This is a genomic window from Methanocaldococcus bathoardescens (genome assembly GCF_000739065.1).
GTDB lineage: Archaea > AGJL01 > Methanococci > Methanococcales > Methanocaldococcaceae > Methanocaldococcus > Methanocaldococcus bathoardescens.
Map to the genome: position 1 here is coordinate 191,104 of NZ_CP009149.1, position 21,341 is coordinate 212,444.

31 protein-coding genes are annotated in these 21,341 nt (G+C 32.4%); 26 read left to right on the plus strand and 5 right to left on the minus strand.

Going from position 1 to position 21,341, the window contains the following annotated elements:
• Positions 1-88: 88 nt before the first annotated feature.
• The gene (locus tag JH146_RS01025; protein WP_048201263.1) at positions 89-1,303 is read left to right on the plus strand and encodes an iron-containing alcohol dehydrogenase; all 1,215 of its coding nucleotides are present in this window, start codon (positions 89-91) and stop codon (positions 1,301-1,303) included.
• A gap of 117 nt (positions 1,304-1,420) precedes the next feature.
• On the opposite strand, the gene JH146_RS01030 is transcribed toward JH146_RS01025, so the two are convergent.
• On the minus strand, positions 1,421-2,005 hold the full coding sequence (locus tag JH146_RS01030; RefSeq protein WP_048201264.1) for a ZPR1 zinc finger domain-containing protein: 585 nt from the start codon (positions 2,003-2,005) through the stop codon (positions 1,421-1,423).
• Between the two features lie 177 nt (positions 2,006-2,182).
• Between JH146_RS01030 and JH146_RS01035 the strand changes: the two genes are divergently transcribed.
• The 22 genes from JH146_RS01035 to JH146_RS01140 all read left to right on the plus strand — a co-directional run bounded on the left by JH146_RS01035 (position 2,183) and on the right by JH146_RS01140 (position 15,541).
• Positions 2,183-2,821, plus strand: coding sequence for a helix-turn-helix domain-containing protein (locus tag JH146_RS01035; protein ID WP_048201265.1), 639 nt, complete (start codon positions 2,183-2,185; stop codon positions 2,819-2,821).
• Positions 2,822-2,828: 7 nt separating this feature from the next.
• Positions 2,829-3,092 carry an energy-converting NiFe hydrogenase A subunit EhaA gene (gene ehaA / locus JH146_RS01040; protein ID WP_081874442.1) on the plus strand — a complete coding sequence of 88 codons (264 nt, stop codon included), beginning with the start codon at positions 2,829-2,831 and terminating at the stop codon, positions 3,090-3,092.
• Positions 3,092-3,586, plus strand: coding sequence for a hypothetical protein (locus tag JH146_RS01045; RefSeq protein ID WP_048201266.1), 495 nt, complete (start codon positions 3,092-3,094; stop codon positions 3,584-3,586). Before ehaA ends, JH146_RS01045 begins: the two co-directional genes overlap by 1 nt.
• The gene (locus tag JH146_RS01050) at positions 3,586-3,831 is read left to right on the plus strand and encodes a DUF2109 family protein (RefSeq protein ID WP_048201267.1); all 246 of its coding nucleotides are present in this window, start codon (positions 3,586-3,588) and stop codon (positions 3,829-3,831) included. The genes JH146_RS01045 and JH146_RS01050 overlap by 1 nt, the downstream gene beginning before the upstream one ends.
• Positions 3,832-3,839: 8 nt before the next feature.
• Positions 3,840-4,118, plus strand: coding sequence for a DUF2108 domain-containing protein (locus tag JH146_RS01055; RefSeq protein WP_048201268.1), 279 nt, complete (start codon positions 3,840-3,842; stop codon positions 4,116-4,118).
• An 18-nt stretch (positions 4,119-4,136) separates the two neighbouring features.
• The gene (locus JH146_RS01060; RefSeq protein WP_048201269.1) at positions 4,137-4,397 is read left to right on the plus strand and encodes an EhaE family protein; all 261 of its coding nucleotides are present in this window, start codon (positions 4,137-4,139) and stop codon (positions 4,395-4,397) included.
• Between the two features lie 12 nt (positions 4,398-4,409).
• On the plus strand, positions 4,410-4,871 hold the full coding sequence (locus JH146_RS01065; RefSeq protein ID WP_048201270.1) for a DUF2106 family protein: 462 nt from the start codon (positions 4,410-4,412) through the stop codon (positions 4,869-4,871).
• A 9-nt stretch (positions 4,872-4,880) separates the two neighbouring features.
• Positions 4,881-5,576 (plus strand): EhaG family protein, encoded by a 696-nt coding sequence (locus tag JH146_RS01070; RefSeq protein WP_048201271.1) that lies wholly within the window; start codon positions 4,881-4,883, stop codon positions 5,574-5,576.
• A 100-nt stretch (positions 5,577-5,676) separates the two neighbouring features.
• The gene (locus tag JH146_RS01075; RefSeq protein ID WP_048201272.1) at positions 5,677-6,333 is read left to right on the plus strand and encodes a membrane protein; all 657 of its coding nucleotides are present in this window, start codon (positions 5,677-5,679) and stop codon (positions 6,331-6,333) included.
• An 18-nt stretch (positions 6,334-6,351) separates the two neighbouring features.
• Positions 6,352-6,552 (plus strand): hypothetical protein, encoded by a 201-nt coding sequence (locus tag JH146_RS01080; RefSeq protein WP_048201273.1) that lies wholly within the window; start codon positions 6,352-6,354, stop codon positions 6,550-6,552.
• Positions 6,553-6,580: 28 nt separating this feature from the next.
• Positions 6,581-7,459, plus strand: coding sequence for a respiratory chain complex I subunit 1 family protein (locus JH146_RS01085; protein WP_048201274.1), 879 nt, complete (start codon positions 6,581-6,583; stop codon positions 7,457-7,459).
• A 2-nt stretch (positions 7,460-7,461) separates the two neighbouring features.
• Complete coding sequence (locus tag JH146_RS01090) at positions 7,462-7,707, plus strand: hypothetical protein (RefSeq protein ID WP_048201275.1); 246 nt, start codon at positions 7,462-7,464, stop codon at positions 7,705-7,707.
• A gap of 13 nt (positions 7,708-7,720) precedes the next feature.
• Positions 7,721-8,008: an energy-converting hydrogenase subunit EhaL family protein gene (locus JH146_RS01095; RefSeq protein WP_048201276.1), complete on the plus strand. Its 288-nt coding sequence runs from the start codon at positions 7,721-7,723 to the stop codon at positions 8,006-8,008.
• A gap of 3 nt (positions 8,009-8,011) precedes the next feature.
• Entirely contained in the window at positions 8,012-8,428 is a 417-nt protein-coding gene (locus tag JH146_RS01100) for a DUF1959 family protein (protein WP_048201277.1), read from the plus strand.
• Between the two features lie 118 nt (positions 8,429-8,546).
• Positions 8,547-8,993 (plus strand): NADH-quinone oxidoreductase subunit B family protein, encoded by a 447-nt coding sequence (locus JH146_RS01105; protein WP_048201278.1) that lies wholly within the window; start codon positions 8,547-8,549, stop codon positions 8,991-8,993.
• Between the two features lie 4 nt (positions 8,994-8,997).
• Positions 8,998-10,131 carry a hydrogenase large subunit gene (locus JH146_RS01110; RefSeq protein WP_048201279.1) on the plus strand — a complete coding sequence of 378 codons (1,134 nt, stop codon included), beginning with the start codon at positions 8,998-9,000 and terminating at the stop codon, positions 10,129-10,131.
• Between the two features lie 46 nt (positions 10,132-10,177).
• Positions 10,178-11,395, plus strand: a complete 1,218-nt coding sequence (locus JH146_RS01115; RefSeq protein WP_048201280.1) for a 4Fe-4S binding protein — start codon at positions 10,178-10,180, stop codon at positions 11,393-11,395.
• Positions 11,373-11,864 (plus strand): 4Fe-4S binding protein, encoded by a 492-nt coding sequence (locus JH146_RS01120; protein WP_048201281.1) that lies wholly within the window; start codon positions 11,373-11,375, stop codon positions 11,862-11,864. Before JH146_RS01115 ends, JH146_RS01120 begins: the two co-directional genes overlap by 23 nt.
• Positions 11,865-11,890: 26 nt before the next feature.
• Positions 11,891-12,643, plus strand: coding sequence for a 4Fe-4S binding protein (locus JH146_RS01125; protein ID WP_081874443.1), 753 nt, complete (start codon positions 11,891-11,893; stop codon positions 12,641-12,643).
• Positions 12,644-13,015: 372 nt separating this feature from the next.
• The gene (locus JH146_RS01130; RefSeq protein WP_173400793.1) at positions 13,016-13,729 is read left to right on the plus strand and encodes a hypothetical protein; all 714 of its coding nucleotides are present in this window, start codon (positions 13,016-13,018) and stop codon (positions 13,727-13,729) included.
• A 156-nt stretch (positions 13,730-13,885) separates the two neighbouring features.
• Entirely contained in the window at positions 13,886-14,590 is a 705-nt protein-coding gene (locus JH146_RS01135) for a hypothetical protein (RefSeq protein WP_048201283.1), read from the plus strand.
• 285 nt (positions 14,591-14,875) lie between these two features.
• Positions 14,876-15,541 carry a thymidylate synthase gene (locus JH146_RS01140; protein WP_048201284.1) on the plus strand — a complete coding sequence of 222 codons (666 nt, stop codon included), beginning with the start codon at positions 14,876-14,878 and terminating at the stop codon, positions 15,539-15,541.
• Between the two features lie 289 nt (positions 15,542-15,830).
• Here JH146_RS01140 and JH146_RS01145 read toward each other — a convergent pair whose 3' ends face one another.
• A complete protein-coding gene (locus JH146_RS01145) occupies positions 15,831-16,703 on the minus strand; it encodes an Mrp/NBP35 family ATP-binding protein (protein ID WP_048201285.1) in 873 nt (290 codons plus the stop codon).
• Between the two features lie 120 nt (positions 16,704-16,823).
• Positions 16,824-17,237, minus strand: coding sequence for a pyridoxamine 5'-phosphate oxidase family protein (locus JH146_RS01150; RefSeq protein ID WP_048201286.1), 414 nt, complete (start codon positions 17,235-17,237; stop codon positions 16,824-16,826).
• A gap of 146 nt (positions 17,238-17,383) precedes the next feature.
• Here JH146_RS01150 and JH146_RS08535 point away from each other — a divergent pair, with 146 nt between their 5' ends.
• Positions 17,384-17,554, plus strand: a complete 171-nt coding sequence (locus tag JH146_RS08535; protein ID WP_236953667.1) for a hypothetical protein — start codon at positions 17,384-17,386, stop codon at positions 17,552-17,554.
• On the opposite strand, the gene JH146_RS01155 is transcribed toward JH146_RS08535, so the two are convergent.
• Both JH146_RS01155 and JH146_RS01160 read right to left on the minus strand, forming a co-directional pair.
• On the minus strand, positions 17,551-17,934 hold the full coding sequence (locus JH146_RS01155) for a nascent polypeptide-associated complex protein (protein ID WP_048201287.1): 384 nt from the start codon (positions 17,932-17,934) through the stop codon (positions 17,551-17,553). The genes JH146_RS08535 and JH146_RS01155 overlap by 4 nt on opposite strands.
• A 52-nt stretch (positions 17,935-17,986) precedes the next feature.
• On the minus strand, positions 17,987-18,826 hold the full coding sequence (locus JH146_RS01160; RefSeq protein WP_173400794.1) for a UbiA family prenyltransferase: 840 nt from the start codon (positions 18,824-18,826) through the stop codon (positions 17,987-17,989).
• A 102-nt stretch (positions 18,827-18,928) separates the two neighbouring features.
• Between JH146_RS01160 and JH146_RS01165 the strand changes: the two genes are divergently transcribed.
• Both JH146_RS01165 and JH146_RS01170 read left to right on the plus strand, forming a co-directional pair.
• Positions 18,929-19,390, plus strand: coding sequence for an FKBP-type peptidyl-prolyl cis-trans isomerase (locus JH146_RS01165; protein WP_048202565.1), 462 nt, complete (start codon positions 18,929-18,931; stop codon positions 19,388-19,390).
• Between the two features lie 168 nt (positions 19,391-19,558).
• Positions 19,559-21,334 (plus strand): acetolactate synthase large subunit, encoded by a 1,776-nt coding sequence (locus JH146_RS01170; protein WP_048201288.1) that lies wholly within the window; start codon positions 19,559-19,561, stop codon positions 21,332-21,334.
• Positions 21,335-21,341 lie beyond the last annotated feature (7 nt).

Consider the following 21,341-nt stretch of genomic DNA (forward strand, 5'->3'; position numbering starts at 1 on the left):
TCTAATGAACTTATGTCATATAAATTCTTTATTTTTGTAAAGTATTCTATGTAAATAATAAACAATAAAAATGTAAAAGGTGAGATAAATGAACTACGAAAAAGAAGTAAATATAAACAACGTATTTGAATTAAGATGCAAAACAACAGATTACTTTGGAGTTGGAGCAATACACAAATTTGATGACATTGCAAAAGAATTCGTTGAAAAAGGCATGAAAAACTTCCTCTTTGTAACAGGAAAAAGCAGTTACAAAAAATGTGGAGCATGGGATGTAATAGAACCAATCTTAGACAAGTATGGAATAAACTATGAATTATACAACAAAGTATCAGCCAACCCAACAGTTGATATGATTGACGAAGCAGTAAAATTAGGAAAAGAAATAGAAAGTCAAGTTGTTATTGGAATTGGTGGAGGAAGCCCATTAGACACTGCAAAAAGCGTGGCAGTATTATTAGAATACCCAGACAAGACAGGTAGGGACTTATACGAATTCAAATTTGCTCCAGAAAGGGCAAAGCCAATTGTAGCAATAAACACTACACATGGAACTGGAAGTGAGGTAGATAGGTTTGCAGTTGCTACTGTTCCAGAGAAGAACTATAAACCAGCAATTGTTTATGATTGCATTTACCCAACCTATGCAATTGATGACCCTGCATTAATGACAAAACTTCCAAAAGAGCAAGCTCTCGCTACAGCAATTGATGCTGTGAACCACGTTAATGAAGCTGCAACAACAAAAGTGGCAAGCCCTTATGTTGTTGATTTGGCAAGGAGAACTGTAGGATTGATAAAAGAGTATTTACCAAGAGTTTTAGAAAATCCAGAAGATTTAACTGCGAGATATTGGGTTTTATATGCCTCTACAATTGCAGGAATTGCTTTGGATAATGGTTTAGCTCACATTACTCATGCTTTAGAACACCCATTGAGTGCTATTGACGCTAATGTTACTCATGGTATTGGGTTAGCGGCATTAATGCCTGCAGTTGTAAAATACTGTCATCCAGCATTGCCAAAGACTTTTGCTTATATTTATGAGCCAATAGTTGAGGATAAGGAGAGGGCTGAAAAGGATGCAAACTATCTTGCTCAAGAGATTGAGAAGTGGTTGTTTGATTTGGGCTTAACTCAAAAACTACCTGATTTAGGATTTAAAGAAAGTGATGTTGATGAATTGACGAGATTGGCAATGACTACCCCAAGTTTGGATATCTTGTTATCTTTAGCACCTATTGAAGTTAATGAGGATGTTGTTAGAAATATTTACTTAGATTCAATGCAACCCATTCAATAAATAATTAATTTTTGTGGAAACAAAAACTATTAAAAAAAACTTAAAACTATATATAAATATGGCAATGATGAAAAGAGGGTTAGCTGAACTGTGATGATACTTACCCGATCTGAGCCACTATTTTTTCTCTTTATCCAAATCCATAATTACGATTCCTTCTTTTAATTTTTCAACTTCTTCTTCACTTAATATCTCTTCTTCAACACCATCTCCAATAATGGCACTATGTCCTAATGGGTCGATTAATATTAAAGTTGCTTCGTCCTTACCTTCTTTCAATTTCTTTATTCTTTCTCTAAGTTCTTCAGCTTTCTTTTTTTGTTCTTCTGTCTCAGCCCATCTAATTAAAGTTTGTAATATATTATCAACCCTATTTAAAACCCCCTCAACATTGCTAACAAATCCCTCAGCTAATGGACCAGGTTTAATTTCAACGCCCAATTCTGGAATTTGCATATAGGCAGAGGAACTTCTAACAACTCTCTTATTTAAATCTCTCTCACTCTTAATTTTTAACATATACTTTTTTGGCTCTCTAACTTCTAATGGGAATACATCACTTCTTCTAAAATTGCATTTCTCACAAATCATTGTTGTCTCTAATACGGGGCCAAAGTAAGGGATGTCTATTTGATGGGAAGTTATTATAAAAGTTCCTTTTCCTCCACATACTGGACAGTCTAACCTTTGCACGTTCTCCATTTTATCACCTATGGGGAACTTTTAATCAATCTAATATATAAACTTTTCGTCTTCTTTTTTGTGGGTAACTTTTATATATTTCTCAAGGGATAATGTTATTCCATAGCGATAATATAATGATTGATTATGAAAAATGGCGGAATATATTTTCCTATACTATAAAGAATTCGTGAGAACATGTATAAAAAATTAGAGATTATTGAAAGAGCAATACTATTAAATCCACAATATATTCAAGCATTTAGGGAAAAATTGAAAATTACACAATCAAAATTAGCTAAGGAAAGTGGTATTAGTCAATCTCATCTTAGTATGTTAGAGAAAGGGAAAAGGCAAGCAACTAAACTCATAGCAACTGCTGTAACTCTCGGTTTATTAAAATGCTTCTCATCTAATAATGTTGAAGACCCAATAATTGAACTTTTAGATACCCTTTCTTTATTAAAATTTGAAGATACATTTGCTGATTTTGTTTATGAAATTATTGAAAAAGGTGATAAAAGATATTTGAGGATGATTGAAGGCTATCCAGTATTGATTATAAGCAAAGAGAATTTACTAAATGAGATGAAAAATAGGTTAGAAGTTATGGATATTGAAAGTATAGAGTTGTCAAGAGGGAAGATAAGAGTCTTGGGAAAACATCTTGACAATAAATATGTTGAGATATTTTTAGATTGCTCAGATGTTAGAAGATTGGAAAAAAAATTTATGAAAAAAACAGGTAAAAAAGTTATTATTCAAGTATTCCCAAAAGATGAAGTGCCGCCAATTTATTCAACAAATAAAGATTGTATCATAATTCACTGCTGGTGAGAGAGTGATGGATATTGTTATTTTGCATCTAATAGCTTTAATAACATCAGTAATTGTTGCTTTAATCTTAAAACTTCCACTGCTTCCAAAAGAAAAACCTATAAGGTTTAGCTTTGAGACATCTGTTATATTTCCAACACCAATATTGGCTTTAGGTATTGAAGCAATATTTAGAAATTTATTTGGGGATTATATAAGCTTAGCTTTCTTTGCTGGGCTATTTGGGGCTTTGTTATCAAAATATGCTGATAAGTTGTTTGGTGAGCCATAATGGAAGCTTTTGAAATTATAAAAGTTATTATAGCTGGAATCATATGCTGGCTTAACTTTGTTCTCATTGATACTTACTTTGGACTGCCAGAAAAGCCAGGAGTTTTAGGAGCTAAGACAATAGGGGAAAAGATTAGAGATATTGGTGGAAATATTCATGGTGGCTACTTTATGGGAAATATCGTCTGCTCTCCAGATGCTTCGGCAGGAACATTGTTAGCTTCAATAATGAGCTATTTAATGGGAGTTGAAGGAGGATTTATAGCGGCTTTGTTAGTTTGGATTGGCAACCGTTTATGTGCAGACCCGGGATATGCAGGAACTATTGGAGCTTTAACAATAACTTTCATCATCTATATCTTAAATCCAATAATTGAAGCAAAATATTTCATCGCAGGAATGGTTTTGGCAATATTTACAATCCAAGGATTTGAGCATAAATGGGCTTCAATTTTGCTTGGAAAGATAGCTAAAAAGATGAACAGAGGGGAATGATGGATATAGTAGAGATAATTATTGGATTTATAGCATTGTTGATGACAGTTAGGATATTTTTAACAAGAAGTAGAGCAAGAAAATTGCTTTATCTTTGTTGTTTAAGCTTTTGCATTTCTGCATTAATTGCTCTATATGTGGATTCACCAATGGGAGGAATTGTAGCTATAATTTACTTTATATGCTCAACTTTATCATCCAATGCAATTGCTTATACAATAGAGCAGACAAAACACATTGAATAGGTGAAAATTTGGAGATTCTACCATTAGTATCTGGAATATGCTGTTTATTAGGAGGAATTGGAGTTATTTTACATACAAATCCAATAAATAAAATTATTATGTTTGCCTTATTGGAAATTGGAATGATTGGATTAATTGTCTCAAGTTATTACTTGGATATAGCTATAATCTCTTCACTTTGTGAGCCAATTTGCACCATAATCTTATTGCTTGGATATCTAAAATATGTTACAACAATAAAGAAAAAGAAAAAATACGGGAGAAATCTTCCAGTTCTTTCCAAATAAAGAATGTGGTGAATGTTTATGGAACTTGTTGAATATATTCTCTATATTGGATATGCACTGTTAGTTATTGGGACTCTTGGGACCGTTATTGGGCCGAAGGTTGATAATCCTTTGATTAGAATGTTGAATGTTGAAGTCCCAACCATTGGTGTTTGTTTCATATTCTTAGCTTATGACGAAACCCTTGCATTGATGACATTTATTGCAGTTAATGCAGTTTTGAGTTTGATTTTGGTTAGAGCAGTAATATTAAACGCTGAATATGAAGAAAATGAGTAATAGGGGGAAAGAATGAAAAAACTTGGTAAAATATGGAATTACCTATCAAAACCTGAAATTGTTCCAAGAATATTCTCTGTATTCTTAGCTTTGGTCTTTATATTTGGATTATTGATGCCTCATTATTTGAATCCTAATCAACTCTATCCTAAGCCGATTCCACATTCTCAAACACTAAAAACACCATTAGCCCCTTATGATAGGGGAGGAGTTCCATTAAAAGAGCCGGCAGAGTTAAAAGCTCAATATCCACAATATGCACCAAATCTTGGAAAGATAACTGCTTATTTAACACCAATAGCTGAGTGGATTAAGGATAAAACCTACTACTTTGGAACAACTATAGTTTCTACACCTGGGGGAATATTGGATGAAATTCTTTATTATACAAGAGGGATGGACACAGTTCTTGAAAGCTCTATACTGCTAATATCTTTCATGATATTCAGCTGGTTGTTCTTCAACAAGGATTAGGTGGGAGAGATGGAGAATATCATCTACAGCATATATCATCCGACGGTATTGGTTGGATTTGCCATTGGGATTCTGTCATTATTTGCCATTGGATTCCAAAAGGATGATTTGCATGCTTTAATATTGACTGATGTTATTGAATGTGCAATGCTTATAATTATAGCTGGAGTTGGCACTGATTTAGCCGAAGCATTAATTTTACCAGGTTTAGTTGTTAGCTTAGCTGAGCTTTTAGCAGTTTCAGAAGTTTTGATAACAAGGAAGTATCTAAAATCAAAAAGACCTAAGCCAAGAAGCTATAGGTTGTTTGAAGAATTTAAACTTCCTCTACATACTGGAGAGCTAAAATACAACATTGAGATGGAGGTTTTAAAAACTGCTCCAAGATTTTTAGCTATAGTTTTGATTATTTATGGGGCTATATTAAGTGGATTTACCGGAGGGGCAGTTATAGCTACTGGATTGTTGTTTTATGCGTTATCTAAGAGGGCTTTGGGTTTAGAGATTTCAGAGGAATTAAAAACTATGTGGGAAGGGATATCAGGGCTATCAGGAATTGCATGGGCTTTGTGGGTTATAGGATTTTTAGGTTTCTTTGTATTTCCAGATAAGTGGCTTCTCTGCCTATTAATGGCTGGTTTGGGTTTAGTTATAAAGGTTGGCTCTAAATTAGGACTTATTGGCTATATAGGTGAAGTAAAATGATTGATAAAGCATAGGGGGATACCTCCTAACCACATGTCCATTAAATTGGGGCTTTTAGCCTCAATTAATGTTCAATATTTATCATGACAGGTGAGATGAAATGATTGAATCAATAACTGGCTATCTGTTTGGTATTGTTCCATTGGGTGATATTGTATTTGGCTTTTCGGAATTTTCCATTATTGGATTCATTACTGCAGTGATATTTACCATCATAGTTTATCTAACAAATCCAGAAAAGCAGTTAGAAGCTCAAAAATTTAGAGTTGAAGATAAATTAGAAGTTGTTTCCCTAAAAGAATTAAAAATTAGAAGGATGATGGCTATAGTTTGTGGAATAGCCACTGCTGGAGCTATGCTTACATGCGATTTGTTTGATTATGCTTTATTCTTAACATTAGTTGGAATTGCAAATATTGGGATTGTTTCAGCAGTTAAAAGGGAGTGGGTTTTGACTGCAAGTTATCAGTATGGGCTTATAGCAATAATTGCTACTCTTCCATTATTTGGCTCTGCAGGGATAATATTGGCTAAAACAGGAACATTATCAATATTCGAATTACCAAAAACTCAAACATCTTTATTATTTGAAAAAATTATGTTTGCAGCTGGAATGGCTGGAGAAACAGGGATAGCTCCTTTCTATGCAGCTAAAGCAGAGATGTTTAGAGCCCCCGGCTCTCCTTATATATTGATGATACATCTTTCCTCTTTATTGTTGATTGTAAGAACTGTTGAGATTCTATTGACAATTTAAAAAATTTGGGTGAAAAACATGGATGAAGAGAGAAAATTTGGACTGTATTCATTAATTGTTGGTCTATTGTGTGTTGTTGGAATTATCTTGTTTAGTGGATTGATATGCTATATATTGTATGTTATTGCAGTACCTTCTTTGTTGTATGGAATTGGAGCATTTGTAATTCCAAAAACAAGAAGAAAAGATATTGGGAAATTGCCATTTAGAGGATATTAAAGATTAAAATAAAAATCTGGGTGAGGATATGGACACATCACTTATTGGAACTATAAATCTAACAATTCATGCATTTCTTGTTGGTTCTCTATTACTTGGATTGCATAGAAAGATAATGGCGAGAATTCAGGGGAGACCTGGCCCACCAATAATTCAATACCTACTGCACACTCTAAAATTCTATGTAAAAGAAGTGACTTTCCCAATAACTGCTGGAAATCCACTCTATATATTTGTAGCTTTGTTAGATATTGCTATTTGGTTAGCTGCATTAATTATAGCTATTGATTTCAAATCATCCCTACTCATAATTATAGGAATCTATGTATTGCAAAAGATTGTTGAGCATGGTTGTGGTTTATCTTCTGGTTCACCTTATGGAAAATTGGGGGGAGTTAGAAGCGTCTTCTCAGCAGCTGCAGAAGTCCCTTTATTTGCTGTTGTAGCGGCCATATATTTAACAACACATTCAGTTTTAATTTCAGATATATTGAGTTATCAGGAAATAAACGGCAGTTTGCTGTTTAAAATGCCAATTTGTGCATTTGCGTTCTTTGTACTGCTTGTTTCAAAAACACCAAATAGTCCATTTGGGATAGTTAAGGGTAAAGATATTGTTAGTGGATATATGACAGAACATTATGGATTGTTGGGCTCTATAATCTATATTGCAGATGCAATAGCTTATTTCGTATTACTTTGGTTGTTTATAGCTGTATTTATTGGCCCTTCAGTAATAAACGACCCAATATTGACATTGGCTACAATGGTAATAATGACAGTAATTTTGGCGTTTATTAATGGGCTAACACCATTATTAGCTCCACACCATTCAGTTATGCTTCAAATGACAATTGCAGGAATTGTATTGTGTGATGTTTTATACAGATTAATAACCGGGGGATAAAAATGAAAAATTATGTTTATTTATTTACAATTGCATGCATTATAGCGGTGATTTATGGAATACTCGTTACATTAATGCAATTTAATGTTATTTCAGTAGTTTTGATATTTGGATTAATCTTAATATTGACAATTTCAACCATAAACAAAAAAATAGCTCATAAAATGGAAAGTCTTGAAATTTTGTTTATGCTCTTAGTTTTAGCTTTCTTTGCCTATGCAATTTATAAACTATACATTCCTGCATAAAATGGTGAGAAGAATGTCGTTATTTGAGTTAAATTTGGCTATAATATTGTTTATCATTGGAAACTTTATTGGATTGGAATATAGCTATAGAAAATACACTTCCCCTTATGTAGAAAAAAAGATTGACAAAATTGCATTAGCTTTATCAATACTTGGTGGGATTTTAATTAATTCTCCGTTGTATATGCTTGGATATTTATTAATTGGATTTCCTTTAGGAATGAGGTCAGGATATGGAAGAATTGAGTTTATTGTAGGATTGATTATAGCAGTGTTCCTTTATCTTTTATTGAGGTGGTAGTTTATGGTTGAAACAGTTGATATTGACAAAAAATATGTTGAAAATTCATTAAAACAAAAAATAAACGTTCTTAAGGATAATAGGTTTTTGATGGATGATGTATTTATCCCAATAGCTAAAGCATTAAAAATTGATGTTGATGAAGTTGTTGAGATATTCGCCAAAAAGTTGGATTTTGCTTCTTGCTATGAGTTGCATGCCTATGCAGAGCAGGCAAGGATGGGTTGTTTGGGAAGGAAAGTAGATATTGATTTAGGTTTATGCTGGCTCAGTGATTTCTTTGGATTAATAAAAAAGGAAGAGGCAGATTTAATTAGGAAAAAGGTAGTTGAAAGCCATTTATTGTATAAAAAACCATATAAAGAGGCTTTGGAGGAAGGAAGAAAGTTAATTATCAAATTATTGAGGGATGAAGAATGATAAAAGAATTATAAAGAATTATTTAGAAACCATAGGGCTTCGCCCTATTGGGATACCCAGGATGCATTAATTAGCTAAAGCTAATCAATGCCTCTTAAAATCATTGGGAGGAATGGTCATGATAAAAGAATTCTTCAGAAAAAGGTCAATACATGTGTGTGTTGTCAATACTGGGGGATGTAATGGATGTGATATTGAAATCGTCTCTTGCTTAGCCCCGAGGTATGATATTGAGCAGTATGGGATTTATGTTCATAACAACCCAAGAGAAGCTGATGTTCTGCTTATTACAGGGCCTGTAACTTTACAATGGGCAGAAAGATTGAAGGAGATTTATGAAAAAACACCAGAACCAAAAGTAGTTGTTGCTGTTGGGGCATGTGCTTTAAGTGGAGGGATTTTTAAGGAAGGGCATGTTGTTGGAGGAGTTCATAAAGTTATCCCAGTAGATGCAAAAATTCCAGGCTGTCCACCAAGACCTTCTGAGATTATTGAAGCAGTATTAAAAGTTGCACCAAAAGCAATAGCAATGAGAGAGAAAAAACTAAAAAACAAAGATGAGTGAAAATATGGCAACAATTCCTATAGGGCCAATTCATCCAATATTAAAAGAGCCGTTGAGAATTAAACTTGTTTTAGATGGAGAAAAACCCGTTGATGCTGAAATTGAGATGGGTTATGTGCATAGAGGTATAGAAAAAATTATGGAAGGGAAACACTGCCATAAAGGGATACATTTAGCTGAAAGAGTTTGTGGAATCTGCTCTTACATTCATACAATGACATTTGCTGAATGTATTGAGCATATATCAAAGATAGAGGTTCCTGATAAGGCAAGGTATTTGAGAGTTGTTACATGCGAATTAGAAAGAATACATAGTCATTTAATAGCTTCTGCAGTGTATAACTTCGCTATTGAACATGAAACACTTGGTATGTGGCTTTTGAATGTTAGGGAAATAATTATGGATTTATTGGAAATGATTACTGGGAATAGGGTTAATATGGGTTATAATGTGATTGGTGGGGTTAGGAGAGATATAAATAGAGAGATGGTTGATGAGATTTACAAAAAACTTGATATCTTTGAAGATGAAATAAAAAATATTATTGAAGTATTTGAAACAGGCCCATTAATTGCTTTGAGAAGTAAAGGAATTGCTATACTGCCATATCACGAAATTATGAGAACAAGGGCTGTGGGACCAGTTTGTAGAGGTTCTGGACTGCCAGAAAGTGATTGGAGATTAAGACATCCAACATATCAAGAACTTAAATTTAAGCCAGTGTGGAGAAAAGAAGGAGATAATTTTGCAAGGATGATGGTAAGGCATGAGGAGATTATAGAAAGTATTAGGTTGATTAGGGAAGCTTTAGAACTCTATGAAGAATGCTCAGGAGATGTTAGAGTTAAGGCAGAGATTAAAGGAGGAGAAGGGGAGTGGAGAAATGAAGCACATAGAGGGGAAGTAACATATAGAATAGAGGTTACTGATGGAGGAATAATAAAAAGAATAATGATTAGAACGCCAACTGTGATGAACTTGGAAGCTTACAAATATATGCTAAAAACCTGCCCAACAGTAGCTGATGCTTTATCTGCTTATGCAAGTATCGACCCCTGTGTTTCATGCACAGAAAGAAGTATCGTTGCTATAAAAGATGGTAAGGAAATTCCATTAAAATTTGGATTAAAACTTTAAGGGGATTACCAAAAATTTTGATTTTTAAGTATATTGGGTGATTATTATGGCATCCTCATTATGGTATCTTTATGAATTTGCAAGAAAAAAATGGATTAAGAGATTTATTGATGCAAAATCAGATAAGAGCTCTTATATCCCACCAGAAAGGTATAGAAAAATCCCCCCAATTATTAAATTTCCTGAAAGATGTATATCCTGTGAAGCCTGTAAAGAGAGTTGTCCTGCTTTTGCAATTGAAATGATATACAACGAGAGTTACAATAAAAAACTTCCAGAAATTGACGATGGCTCATGTGTTGCATGTGCTAACTGTATTGAAGCCTGTCCAACAGGAGTCTTAGAAATGGATAAGCATAGGGTTGAAACAGAAGGATTGTTTTTTGATATATCTAAATATAACAACCTTATAATTGACGAAGAAGTGTGTGTTAGATGTGGGAATTGTGAAAGAGCTTGCCCAATCAATGTAATTGAGCGTAAAGAAGGGAAGTATGTAATAGATATGGCTTCATGTATTTCATGTAAGGAATGTATTAAAGCCTGTCCAATTGAAAATGCTATAGTTGTTGTTGACGAAAAAACCTTAAAAGAAAAAATAGACAAAGCCTTTGAAATTAAAAACAAAAAAATTGCTGGAAAGTTGGAGATTAAAGAGAATGCCATTGAAGAAGTTCCACACATAGTTAATAGTTTATGTATAACTTGTGGAGCTTGTAAGGATGTGTGTGTAGGAGAGATTGATTTGACAGAGAAAAAAGTTATTGAGTGTGTGAGATGTGGATTATGTATAGATGTCTGCCCAACAACTGCTATAAGAGTATATGTTCCAATTATTCCAAAGAAAAGAGATATTTGCTATGTTATTGATGAAGATTTATGTATTGGATGTAGAATCTGCCAGAAAGTGTGTGAGGTTAATGCAATTAACATTAGCAGAGAAACAAAACTGCCTTACATTGTGCCAGAATCATGTATTAGTTGTGGAGTATGTGAGAGAGAATGTCCTGTTGGAGCTATAAAGGTTGTTAAACCAGAAGAAGCTAAGGAAGCTGTTAAAGTTAGAATAATAGAAGATAAGATAATCGAGAGTATTGAGGCAGATTTAATGCTATACACTGAGAAGTATGGAAAGGTTAAGGAAGAGATTGAGAACTTATCCCTCAAAAAGTTGAAGGAAGAATTAAAGAGAAGAGTTTATGAAGAAAACAAAAGAATAAAGGAAATGAAGAGGGAGTTGTATGATAAAGGAAATAATAGCTAAACATTTCAATTTAGACAATAAAAACATCCAAGTACTCCCCAAATTCAATATCATTTTAAATAAAAGGGAAATTATTGTTAAAGAAGATAAATGTATCAATTGTGGTAGATGTATTGAAGTTTGCCCAGTTAATGCAATAACCTATGATGAGAGTGGTTTATTTGTAACTATTGACAGAGAAAAATGTATTTTCTGTGGAAAATGTAAAAAGGTCTGTCCAACAGATGCTATTGTGATAATAAGATTGAGATGTGAAATTAATGAGGATGCAAAGATAATTGAAGTAGATAAGTATGAGTTTATTGAATATATGAGTGAAAAATGTGCCTCTTGCTTAGTATGCTTAAAAAACTGTCCATTTAATGCTATTGAAGAGTATGGAGATAAAATAAGAATTGATATAAATAAATGTGAGCTCTGTGGAAGATGTGAAGAATTATGTCCATTAAATGCTATAGTTCTAAGGTAAAATATTAGATTTTTGAAATTCTTAAGGTGATTGCATTGATTGAGATAAAAAAGTCATTAGATGAGATACTATCAAAGATAGATGGAGATAAAAAGTATATTAGTGAAATTGCTAAAAAAATAACTCCTATAAATTATAAATTATTGTATGTAAATGAAACTAAGTGCGTTAGATGTAATCTCTGCTACAAAGAATGCCCAGTTGATGCTATTGAAAAGGCAAAAATTAAGAAGCCAGTAAAAATAATACATGATAAATGTGTTAAATGTGAAATTTGTGCCCAAACATGCCCTGTTGGGGCAATATACGTTATAGAAGGTAAGGCAGAGATTAAAAGTAATGAAGTTCATTATACAATAAAAGAGAAATCTATCCCACATAGAAAGATTAGATTAAAAAATTATGAGCTTGATAAAGATAAATGTGTAAAATGTGGAATTTGTGCAAGATATTGCCCAACAGGTGCTATAAAAGTAGTTATAAGGAAGAGTATTGATGTCAATTTAGATTTATGTATGGGTTGTGGGGCTTGTGCTGAAGTATGTCCAAAAAAATGTATAAAGGTTGAAAGTGAAATTGGAGATGTGATAAAAACAAGAGATATTGAAGTTAATAGAGATTTATGTGTTGGATGTATGGTTTGTGTTGAAGAATGTCCTATTAACGTTATTGAGCAGGATGGGGATAAAGTTAAGATTAATAAAGATGAATGTATATTGTGTGGAAGATGTGTAGAAGTATGTCCAGTTAATGCTATAAAGATGTGGGAAAAGAAATGATATAGGACTTTCGCAGGAATAAATCTTTAAAGGAAAATGATGCCTTTTAGGCATCTAAATTCCAAAGTTGATATATAAACTGCGAAAGTCCTATAATAAGACCTATTTTTAACTATTTTTGCTAAACCTACTAAGATTTCTGTTTTTGTATAAAAGTATGCTTTTTCAGCATCAACTTTAGGACTTTCGCAGGAATGAATGTTCTATTGTATATATGATGCCTTTGGCATCAAAATTCCTTATTTAAATATATAAACTGCGAAAGTCCTAAACTTTTATTTAACCGAAAAGTATATATGTGGGCATATATAAAAATTCAGATAGTCATATAATTACATAAATAATTATTATTAATTATTACAGGTGATGGTTATGGTGAAATATGGGATAAAAATTGAGGATGATAAGGTAGAGATTGTAAGATATTCAACAGTTTATACTGATGAAGGTGTTGAAGAACTTGAAGAGATATATTTACAGATTAAAGCTGATGATTATGAGAGTATATTGGGGAGGTATGAACCATATCCAAAAAAAGATGTAAGATTTGTTGGAAATTTGGATGATTTAAAAGTTGTGAAAGGGCAAGAAATGAGAACTGCCGTTCCAATTCCATTATCTTTGTGTAGAGCTAAATATTTAAAAAGAATTGATGAAGATGATGAAAGAATTACATATTTAGATATTAATGGAGTTCCTATCCAAAGAGGAATTATTGTTGGGATTGTTGTAGGTGTTCAGCATAGAAGGACGTCAACAGGTAAAGATTATACAATATTTAGAGTATTTGATGGATATGGATGGGGAAGATTGAGATTGTTTGGAATTAAGGCAAATCCAGAGGTATTTACTGGAATGTTTATTAGAGGATTTGTAAGATTTGGAGCTGTTGAATTTAGAACTGAAGAAGGAGAGATAAGAAAGGCAATATCCCTAACATTAAACGATATGCCTGTAATTGTCCAACCTAAGGAATACATTGTCCATAAAAAGTTTATAGATGAAGTTGTTTTGCCAAGAGTTGCTCCAGAGTTAATTGAAGAAGAAAAAGAAGGTGAAGAAGAGGAAGATATGATAAACAGTTAATTTATTAATTTTAAGTAATAATGAACAGTTTTTAGGTGGTGTTTATGGTATTGGGAAAAATAACCTCTCCATAGGGCTTCGCCCTATTGGGATACTCACTAACACCTCCGCTTACAGCGGAGGTGTAAATTCAAATAATAAAATTTGGTGATATTTATGGTATTGGGAAAGATATCCTCTCTATTACCAAATTCACAGATTTTAACAAAAGTTAAGATTGTAGATATTAGAAGAAAGGAGAGTGAAGAGGGGGCTGTATTTTACATTGGAACTATGGTTGATAAAGATGGAGTAGCGAATTTTATAACAACAATTCCCTTAGAAAAGGAAAAATGTTATGAGATATTTGGTAGAGTAACAGAAGAAAAGAGCGTTAGAATAGTTGAAAAGATTATTAAAGGTGTAAAATATCCAAGAGAAATTCCAGAAATTCCTAAAGAGCAACTATATAATAGAGGAGAAGTCTTAGATGTGAAAGTTCCAGCCATATTGGAAGTTTCTCAATCAACAATATTTGTAAATTACTACTGTAGAATCTGTAGAGGTATCGTTGAAACAAAGATTAAGCCAAGAGGAATGGTTTATATTTGTAGAAATTGTGGTGAAATAGAGCCGGATGATGTTGATGTAAAAATTAAGGTGTTTGGGAGAATACACTTTGGAACTTCTTCAAAAAGATGCTATATTCCACCGGCAACATTAGAGCAATTTATGCCAGGAATTTTAGATATGCTTGAAGAGTATGGAATTGATGATACAATTAGAGAAATATGCCTTAAATTAAATGGAAAAACATTCTTAGTTAGAGGTTTTGAAGGTAAGGAAGGGAATTACATAATAACTGAAATGGAAGATATTTAATATTCCATAGGGGCAAAGCCCTATTGGTATACCCCAGAGCTGGGCTTCACTGCGTTCAGCCCCACTTTAAAAATTTAAAAATGGGAGTATCCCAATAGAGGGGCTTCGCCTCCTCTATGGTTACTATAATAACCGAAATGGAAGATATTTAAAATTTTTAAATCTTTTTTTGCTCTATTTGCTTAATCTTTAATTTAAATAATCAGATTTTGTTAAACTTGCCTTTATATTTATATTTATGTAAGCTCTTTTATTTTATTAACCAAAACTCAAAGAGGTAGGACTATGTTATGTATAAGAAAACCTTCTGTAGCATCCGCATTTGAAGAATTAGTTAAATTAATACTTACAGAAGGAAATGATATAACAACAGAGGATGGGCAAAGATGTAGGGAATTGTTAAATGTTGCAGTTGAAATAACTAATCCAAAACTTAAAACAATTAGTTCTAAATACCCATTTGGAAAAAAAGCAATTGAATCATATACAAAACAATTGCTGTATGGTTCTGATAGCGAGGGGGAATTTGTTTATAACTATTATGAAAGAATTAGAGAATATCCAAGTCATGATAGAAAATTAAAGAATGACCAAATAAAATATGTAATAGAAAAGCTTAATAGTAATCCAACATCAAGAAGGTGTGTTATATCGTTATGGAATCCTTTTATTGACCAAAAGGTCAAAGATGTCCCATGTTTAAACCATATTGGCTTCCAAAAGCGAGGAAATAACTTATATATGAGCGTATTGTTCCGTTCTAATGATATACTGCTTGCTTTCCACTCAAATGCACTTGGTTTGATAAAATTAGGAGAATATGTTGCAGAGAAGACAAATTCAACATTAAAATCCTATACGCATTTTATATATAACGCTCATATTTATATTGATAGAGATAAGACTGAAATTGAAAAAAACTTCCCTGAATTTTTAAAATATATTGAATAGGGATTTAAATGGCAGTGAAAAGAAAGAAGGTTACTGATAAATGGTTGATGAATTTGTCAGTATTGTATGTTAATAAAAAATATACTCATTAAATCAAATTGCCCAGAAATTTGGTGTTGATATCAAAACAGTGATTAATAAGCTTAGGAGAGTTAGTAGCTGAAAAAACAAATACTCAATTAAAGGAGTATGTGCATCATTCTGTTAGCATGCATATTTACATTGATAGAGATAGAGACTATTAAAAAATATTTCCCAGAATGTTTAAAATATATTAAATAATTGAAGTTTATTCTTTTTTACCTTCAACTTTTTCAACAATTCTCTCAACTATTTTTTTAAACTCTTCACTTGCTTTACAGTCAAGTAAAACCATTGGAATTCCTTTATCACTTGCTTCTCTTGCTTTAATATCTAAAGGAATTCTTCCTAAAAATTCAACTCCAAACTCTTTAGCAGCTTTTTCCCCTCCTCCTCTACCAAATACATCCACAACTTTATTACAATGTGGACAAACAAACCCACTCATATTTTCAATAATTCCAATAATTGGAATATTTAACATTTTAGCCATTGTAATTGATTTCTTAACATCCAATACAGAAACTTCTTCTGGTGTTGTAACTATTATAGCCCCATCAATATCTGGAATTGATTGCATAATTGTTAATTGCTCATCTCCAGTTCCTGGAGGGGTGTCTATTAATAGATAATCAAGTTCTCCCCAAGCTACATCTGCTAAAAACTGTCTAATAGCTCCACTAACCTTTGGCCCCCTCCAAATAACAGGTGTTTTATCATCTGGAAGTAAATAGCCAATTGACATAGTTTTTATTCCTTCTTTTGTAGTTACTGGAAATATTCCACCTGGCCCTACCATTGGTTGAACATTCTCAACTCCAAGCATCTTTGGGATGTTAGGGCCGTGAATATCGGCATCTAAAACTCCAACCTTTTTACCCATTAAGTTTAGAACTGCTGCTAAATTAACTGTTACTGTTGATTTACCAACCCCTCCTTTACCACTCAAAATAACTATTTTATGTTTTATTTTTGACATATTCTCTCTAATTTTTGCATCTTGCTGAGCTATGAGCTTTTTTGTGTCTGGGCAGGTATTTTTTAATTGGCATGATTCACACTTTCCATCACACTCTACCATTGTCTCACCTATTTTTCCTCATTTGTGTAAAAATAAAATGATAAATAATACTATATAAATAAGCATATCTATTCTCTTGTAATAACTTTTATTATCATTATCACTAAAAATTTAAAAAATTTATTCATCTTTAGCTATTAACTTACCAGCATCTGGCCCAGATTTTAAGTTATAAATTTCAGTTATTTTTATAACAACAGCCCCTTTTGGTTTTAAATCTGGTTTTAATGCTTTATCAACTTCTTCAGCTATTTTTAGATACTTTCCTTCTGTGTAGTATTCAGCAATTCCTTTATATTGATAAGGCATTTCTCTACAGTTAGCAGTTGTTAAAGCAACCTTAGGATTTTCTAATATATTTTTTAGAGTTTTGTTCATATAATTGTCTGCTATCAATATAATCCCTTTCTCAGCATCTAAAACTTTAACAGCCCTCATTGCTGATACATTTGGAATCCCATCCTTTGAAGCTGTAGCTAAAAACACTATTTCATTTTCTAAGGATTTAACCATATCTTCAGTTAGCTTTACCATACTACCACCAATAAAATTTAGATAAATTTATTATATTCTTATACATACTTAACTATGGTGGTTATTTATGAAAATCTGTATTCAACCAGTGGGGGAAGTTGATGATGAAATTTTAAAATTTTTAAAGAAAAATCTTGAAGAAATTTTTGGAATTCATACATGAGATAAGTCATGTTTTAGGATTAATGCACTGTAAAAATAAGAGATGTGTGATGAGTTTTTCAAATTCTATTATTGATGTGGATTTAAAAGATTGGAAGTATTGTGAAAAATGCTTAAAAAAGCTAAAAGATAGAGATATTTATATTTCAATTTAATTTCCTTCTTTTTCTTCTTCTAATTTTAATATTGCCTCAGCAATATCCCCATTGCATTCCTCTAATGCTTTTCTTGCTTCTTCTTTTGAAACATTGCATTGCTTAGCTACTAATTCAACATCCTCTTCAGTTATTTCAACTTTAACTTCCTCTTCTTCTATTTTTTCTTTTTTAATCTTCTTTGGCTTTCCAGTTATTGAATAGGTTTTAACCCCCAATATGTCCATAACTTGGATTTTTGGTTCTTCAAATATCCACTCTTCATCTTCAAATACAAATATTACTTTTTTTGCATCTAAATCTTCAGTTTCCATTCCAAAATCTTTCATCATCTTTTGCATTTTCTTCAACATTCTTGGGTTTACTTTACCTGGAAACATCTTTTCACCAAAAGTTTTAGATTTGTTTCTATTTTTATTCTCGTTGATATTTTTATAGTTTTATAGCCCCAACAATAAATGCCAAAAGAACAATGTTCATTATAATTTTTAAAAATTTTGAAACATTTGAGGCAGTGTCTCTATTTGGGCTCTTTAATAATAAAGCCATAGCATAGATAAACAAAATATCACATATTGCTATCAAAATTAGGTAATATATTCCAAATATTTTTAGTATATATGGTAAAGGACTTAATACAACTGCCAAAATAACCAAAAATGTGGCAAAATATAAAGATTTTTTACCATACTTTATTGGTAATGAAATAACACCTTCTTTTTTATCCCCTTCCATGTCCTCAAAATCCTTAACAATCTCTCTACCCCAAATTGAAAGCAAAGAGCATAAAAACAAAATAATAACTGGCATAACATTTTTTCCAGCAACTCCACCAAATAGAAATACAGAACCAGTTAAATAGCCAATAATAAAATTTCCAATTGGTTTATATCGTTTGTATTTTTTTGCATACAGGTAGAGAAAGATAGCATTAACCACAGCTATAATTAATGTATATATATTTATAAATATTGAGAGAGTTAAGCCAAAAATTAATAAAATAGCTGAAAATTTTTTTGCCTCATTTAATTTAATTTTTCCTGATGGTAAAGGACGAAATGGCTTATTTATCTTATCTATCTCAATATCAAAAATATCATTTATCACATTTCCATAAGCACAAACAAAAAATACAACAAAAAACACTAAAAGACCTTTTAATATTTCAATCTCAAAGTTTGATGAGATTAAATAACCTATAATTCCACCAATAGATGCAGTTATGCAGTTTTTGACTCTAATAAGTTCTAAATAACTTCCTATCTTCCTCATAAAAACCCCCAAAATATAATGTTTTTATTTGTAAAAAATATAACAAAAACTATTTATATATCCTTCACAAGAAGTATTTGGAAAGGTTAGGAGTTGATTAACTTGATTAAAAAAGGCGATTATGTTAAGGTAGACTACATTTTAGTCGTAGATGGAGAAGTTATTGACACATCAATAGAAGAAGTTGCTAAAGAAAACGGCATATACTACCCTGAAAGGGATTATGAACCATTAGGTTTTGTTGTAGGCAATGGAGATTTAATTGAAGGTTTTGAAGAAGCCGTTATAGGCATGGAAGTTGGTGAAGAAAAAACTGTAACTATCCCACCAGAAAAAGGTTATGGACTTAGGGATGAAAGATTAATTCAGGAAATTCCTAAAGAAATGTTTGCTGATGCTGATTTTGAACCACAGGAAGGGATGTTAATTTTAGCCAGCGGAATCCCTGCAAAGATAATAAAAGTTACAGATGATACAGTAACCTTAGATTTCAACCACGAGCTTGCTGGAAAGGAGCTAACATTTACAATAAAAGTATGTGAAGTCCAGCCAGCTGAACAATAAATTCATTACCTCTTTTTTATCATACTTAAATTTAAAATTATTTAACGACAACATATTTTTTTATATTAAATTTTCAAAAGTTTTTCAAATACTAAATCTTTGGTATAAAAATTTATATATGATTTCAATTTTATCATTACTTTACCCTTAACATTTTTTGGTGATTAGATGAAAGGTGCTGAGGCAATTATAAAGGCATTAGAAACTGAAGGAGTTAAGATTATATTTGGTTATCCAGGAGGGGCAATGCTACCATTTTACGATGCGTTGTATGATAGCGATTTAATTCACATACTAACAAGGCACGAGCAGGCAGCAGCACACGCAGCGGATGGATTTGCGAGAGCAAGTGGAGAGGCAGGAGTTTGCGTCTCTACTTCAGGGCCTGGAGCTACAAACTTAGTTACTGGAATAGCAACTGCTTATGCAGATTCATCGCCAGTTATTGCTTTAACAGGGCAGGTTCCAACAAAACTTATAGGAAATGATGCATTTCAAGAGATTGATGCTCTCGGCTTATTTATGCCAATAACAAAACACAACTTCCAAATAAAAAAGCCAGAAGAGATTCCTGAAACATTTAGAGCAGCTTTTGAGATTGCTACAACTGGAAGACCAGGACCTGTTCATATAGACATCCCAAAAGATGTGCAAGATGGAGAGATTGATATTGAGAGATATCCAATTCCAGCAAAGGTTGATTTGCCTGGCTATAAACCAAAAACTGTAGGGCATCCTTTACAGATTAAAAAAGCTGCTAAGTTAATAGCTGAGGCAGAGAGACCTGTAATTTTAGCTGGTGGAGGAGTTATAATTAGTGGAGCTTCAGAAGAGTTGTTAAGATTAGCTGAGTTTGTTAAAATCCCAGTTTGCACCACTTTAATGGGTAAAGGAAGCTTTCCAGAAGACCATCCTCTATCTTTAGGAATGATTGGAATGCATGGAACTAAAGCTGCAAATTATGCAGTTACAGAATGTGATGTTCTCATAGCAATTGGTTGTAGATTTTCAGATAGAGTTACTGGAGATGTTAGATACTTTGCCCCAGAAGCTAAGATTATACACATAGATATAGACCCAGCTGAAATAGGGAAGAATGTTAGAGCAGATATTCCAATAGTTGGAGATGCAAAAAATGTTTTAAGAGATTTGTTAGCTGCATTAATTGCATTAGAGATTAAAAATAAAGATGCATGGCTCGAAAGAATTTATGAACTAAAAAAGCTATCTATTCCAATGATGGACTTTGATGACAAACCAATAAAGCCACAGAGATTTGTTAAAGATTTAATGGAAGTTTTAGATGAGATTGACCCTAAATTAAAAAATACAATTATAACAACAGATGTTGGACAAAACCAAATGTGGATGGCCCACTTCTTTAAAACAAAGATGCCGAGAAGCTTTTTAGCTTCTGGTGGTTTAGGAACTATGGGATTCGGATTCCCAGCGGCAATTGGAGCTAAGGTTGCTAAACCTTATGCTAATGTTATCTCTATTACTGGAGATGGAGGCTTTTTAATGAATTCTCAGGAGTTGGCAACAATTAGTGAATATGATATTCCAGTTGTTGTTTGCATCTTTGACAACAGAACTTTAGGAATGGTTTATCAATGGCAAAACTTATATTATGGGCAGAGACAGAGTGAAGTGCATTTGGGAGAGAGTCCAGATTTTGTTAAATTAGCTGAAAGTTATGGAGTTAAAGCAGAAAGAATAACAAGTCCAAATGAGATTAAAGAGAAATTAAAAGAGGCAATATTAAGTAACGAGCCATACCTCTTAGATATTGTCATAGACCCTGCTGAAGCTCTACCAATGGTTCCACCAGGAGGAAGATTAACCAATATAATTCAACCAGTTAGAGTAGAACCAAAAATTAAAAAACCTGAATTTGAGGAGATTAAAAAGATAAGAGAAATGACTGCTGTTAAAGAGTTCTAAATTTTAA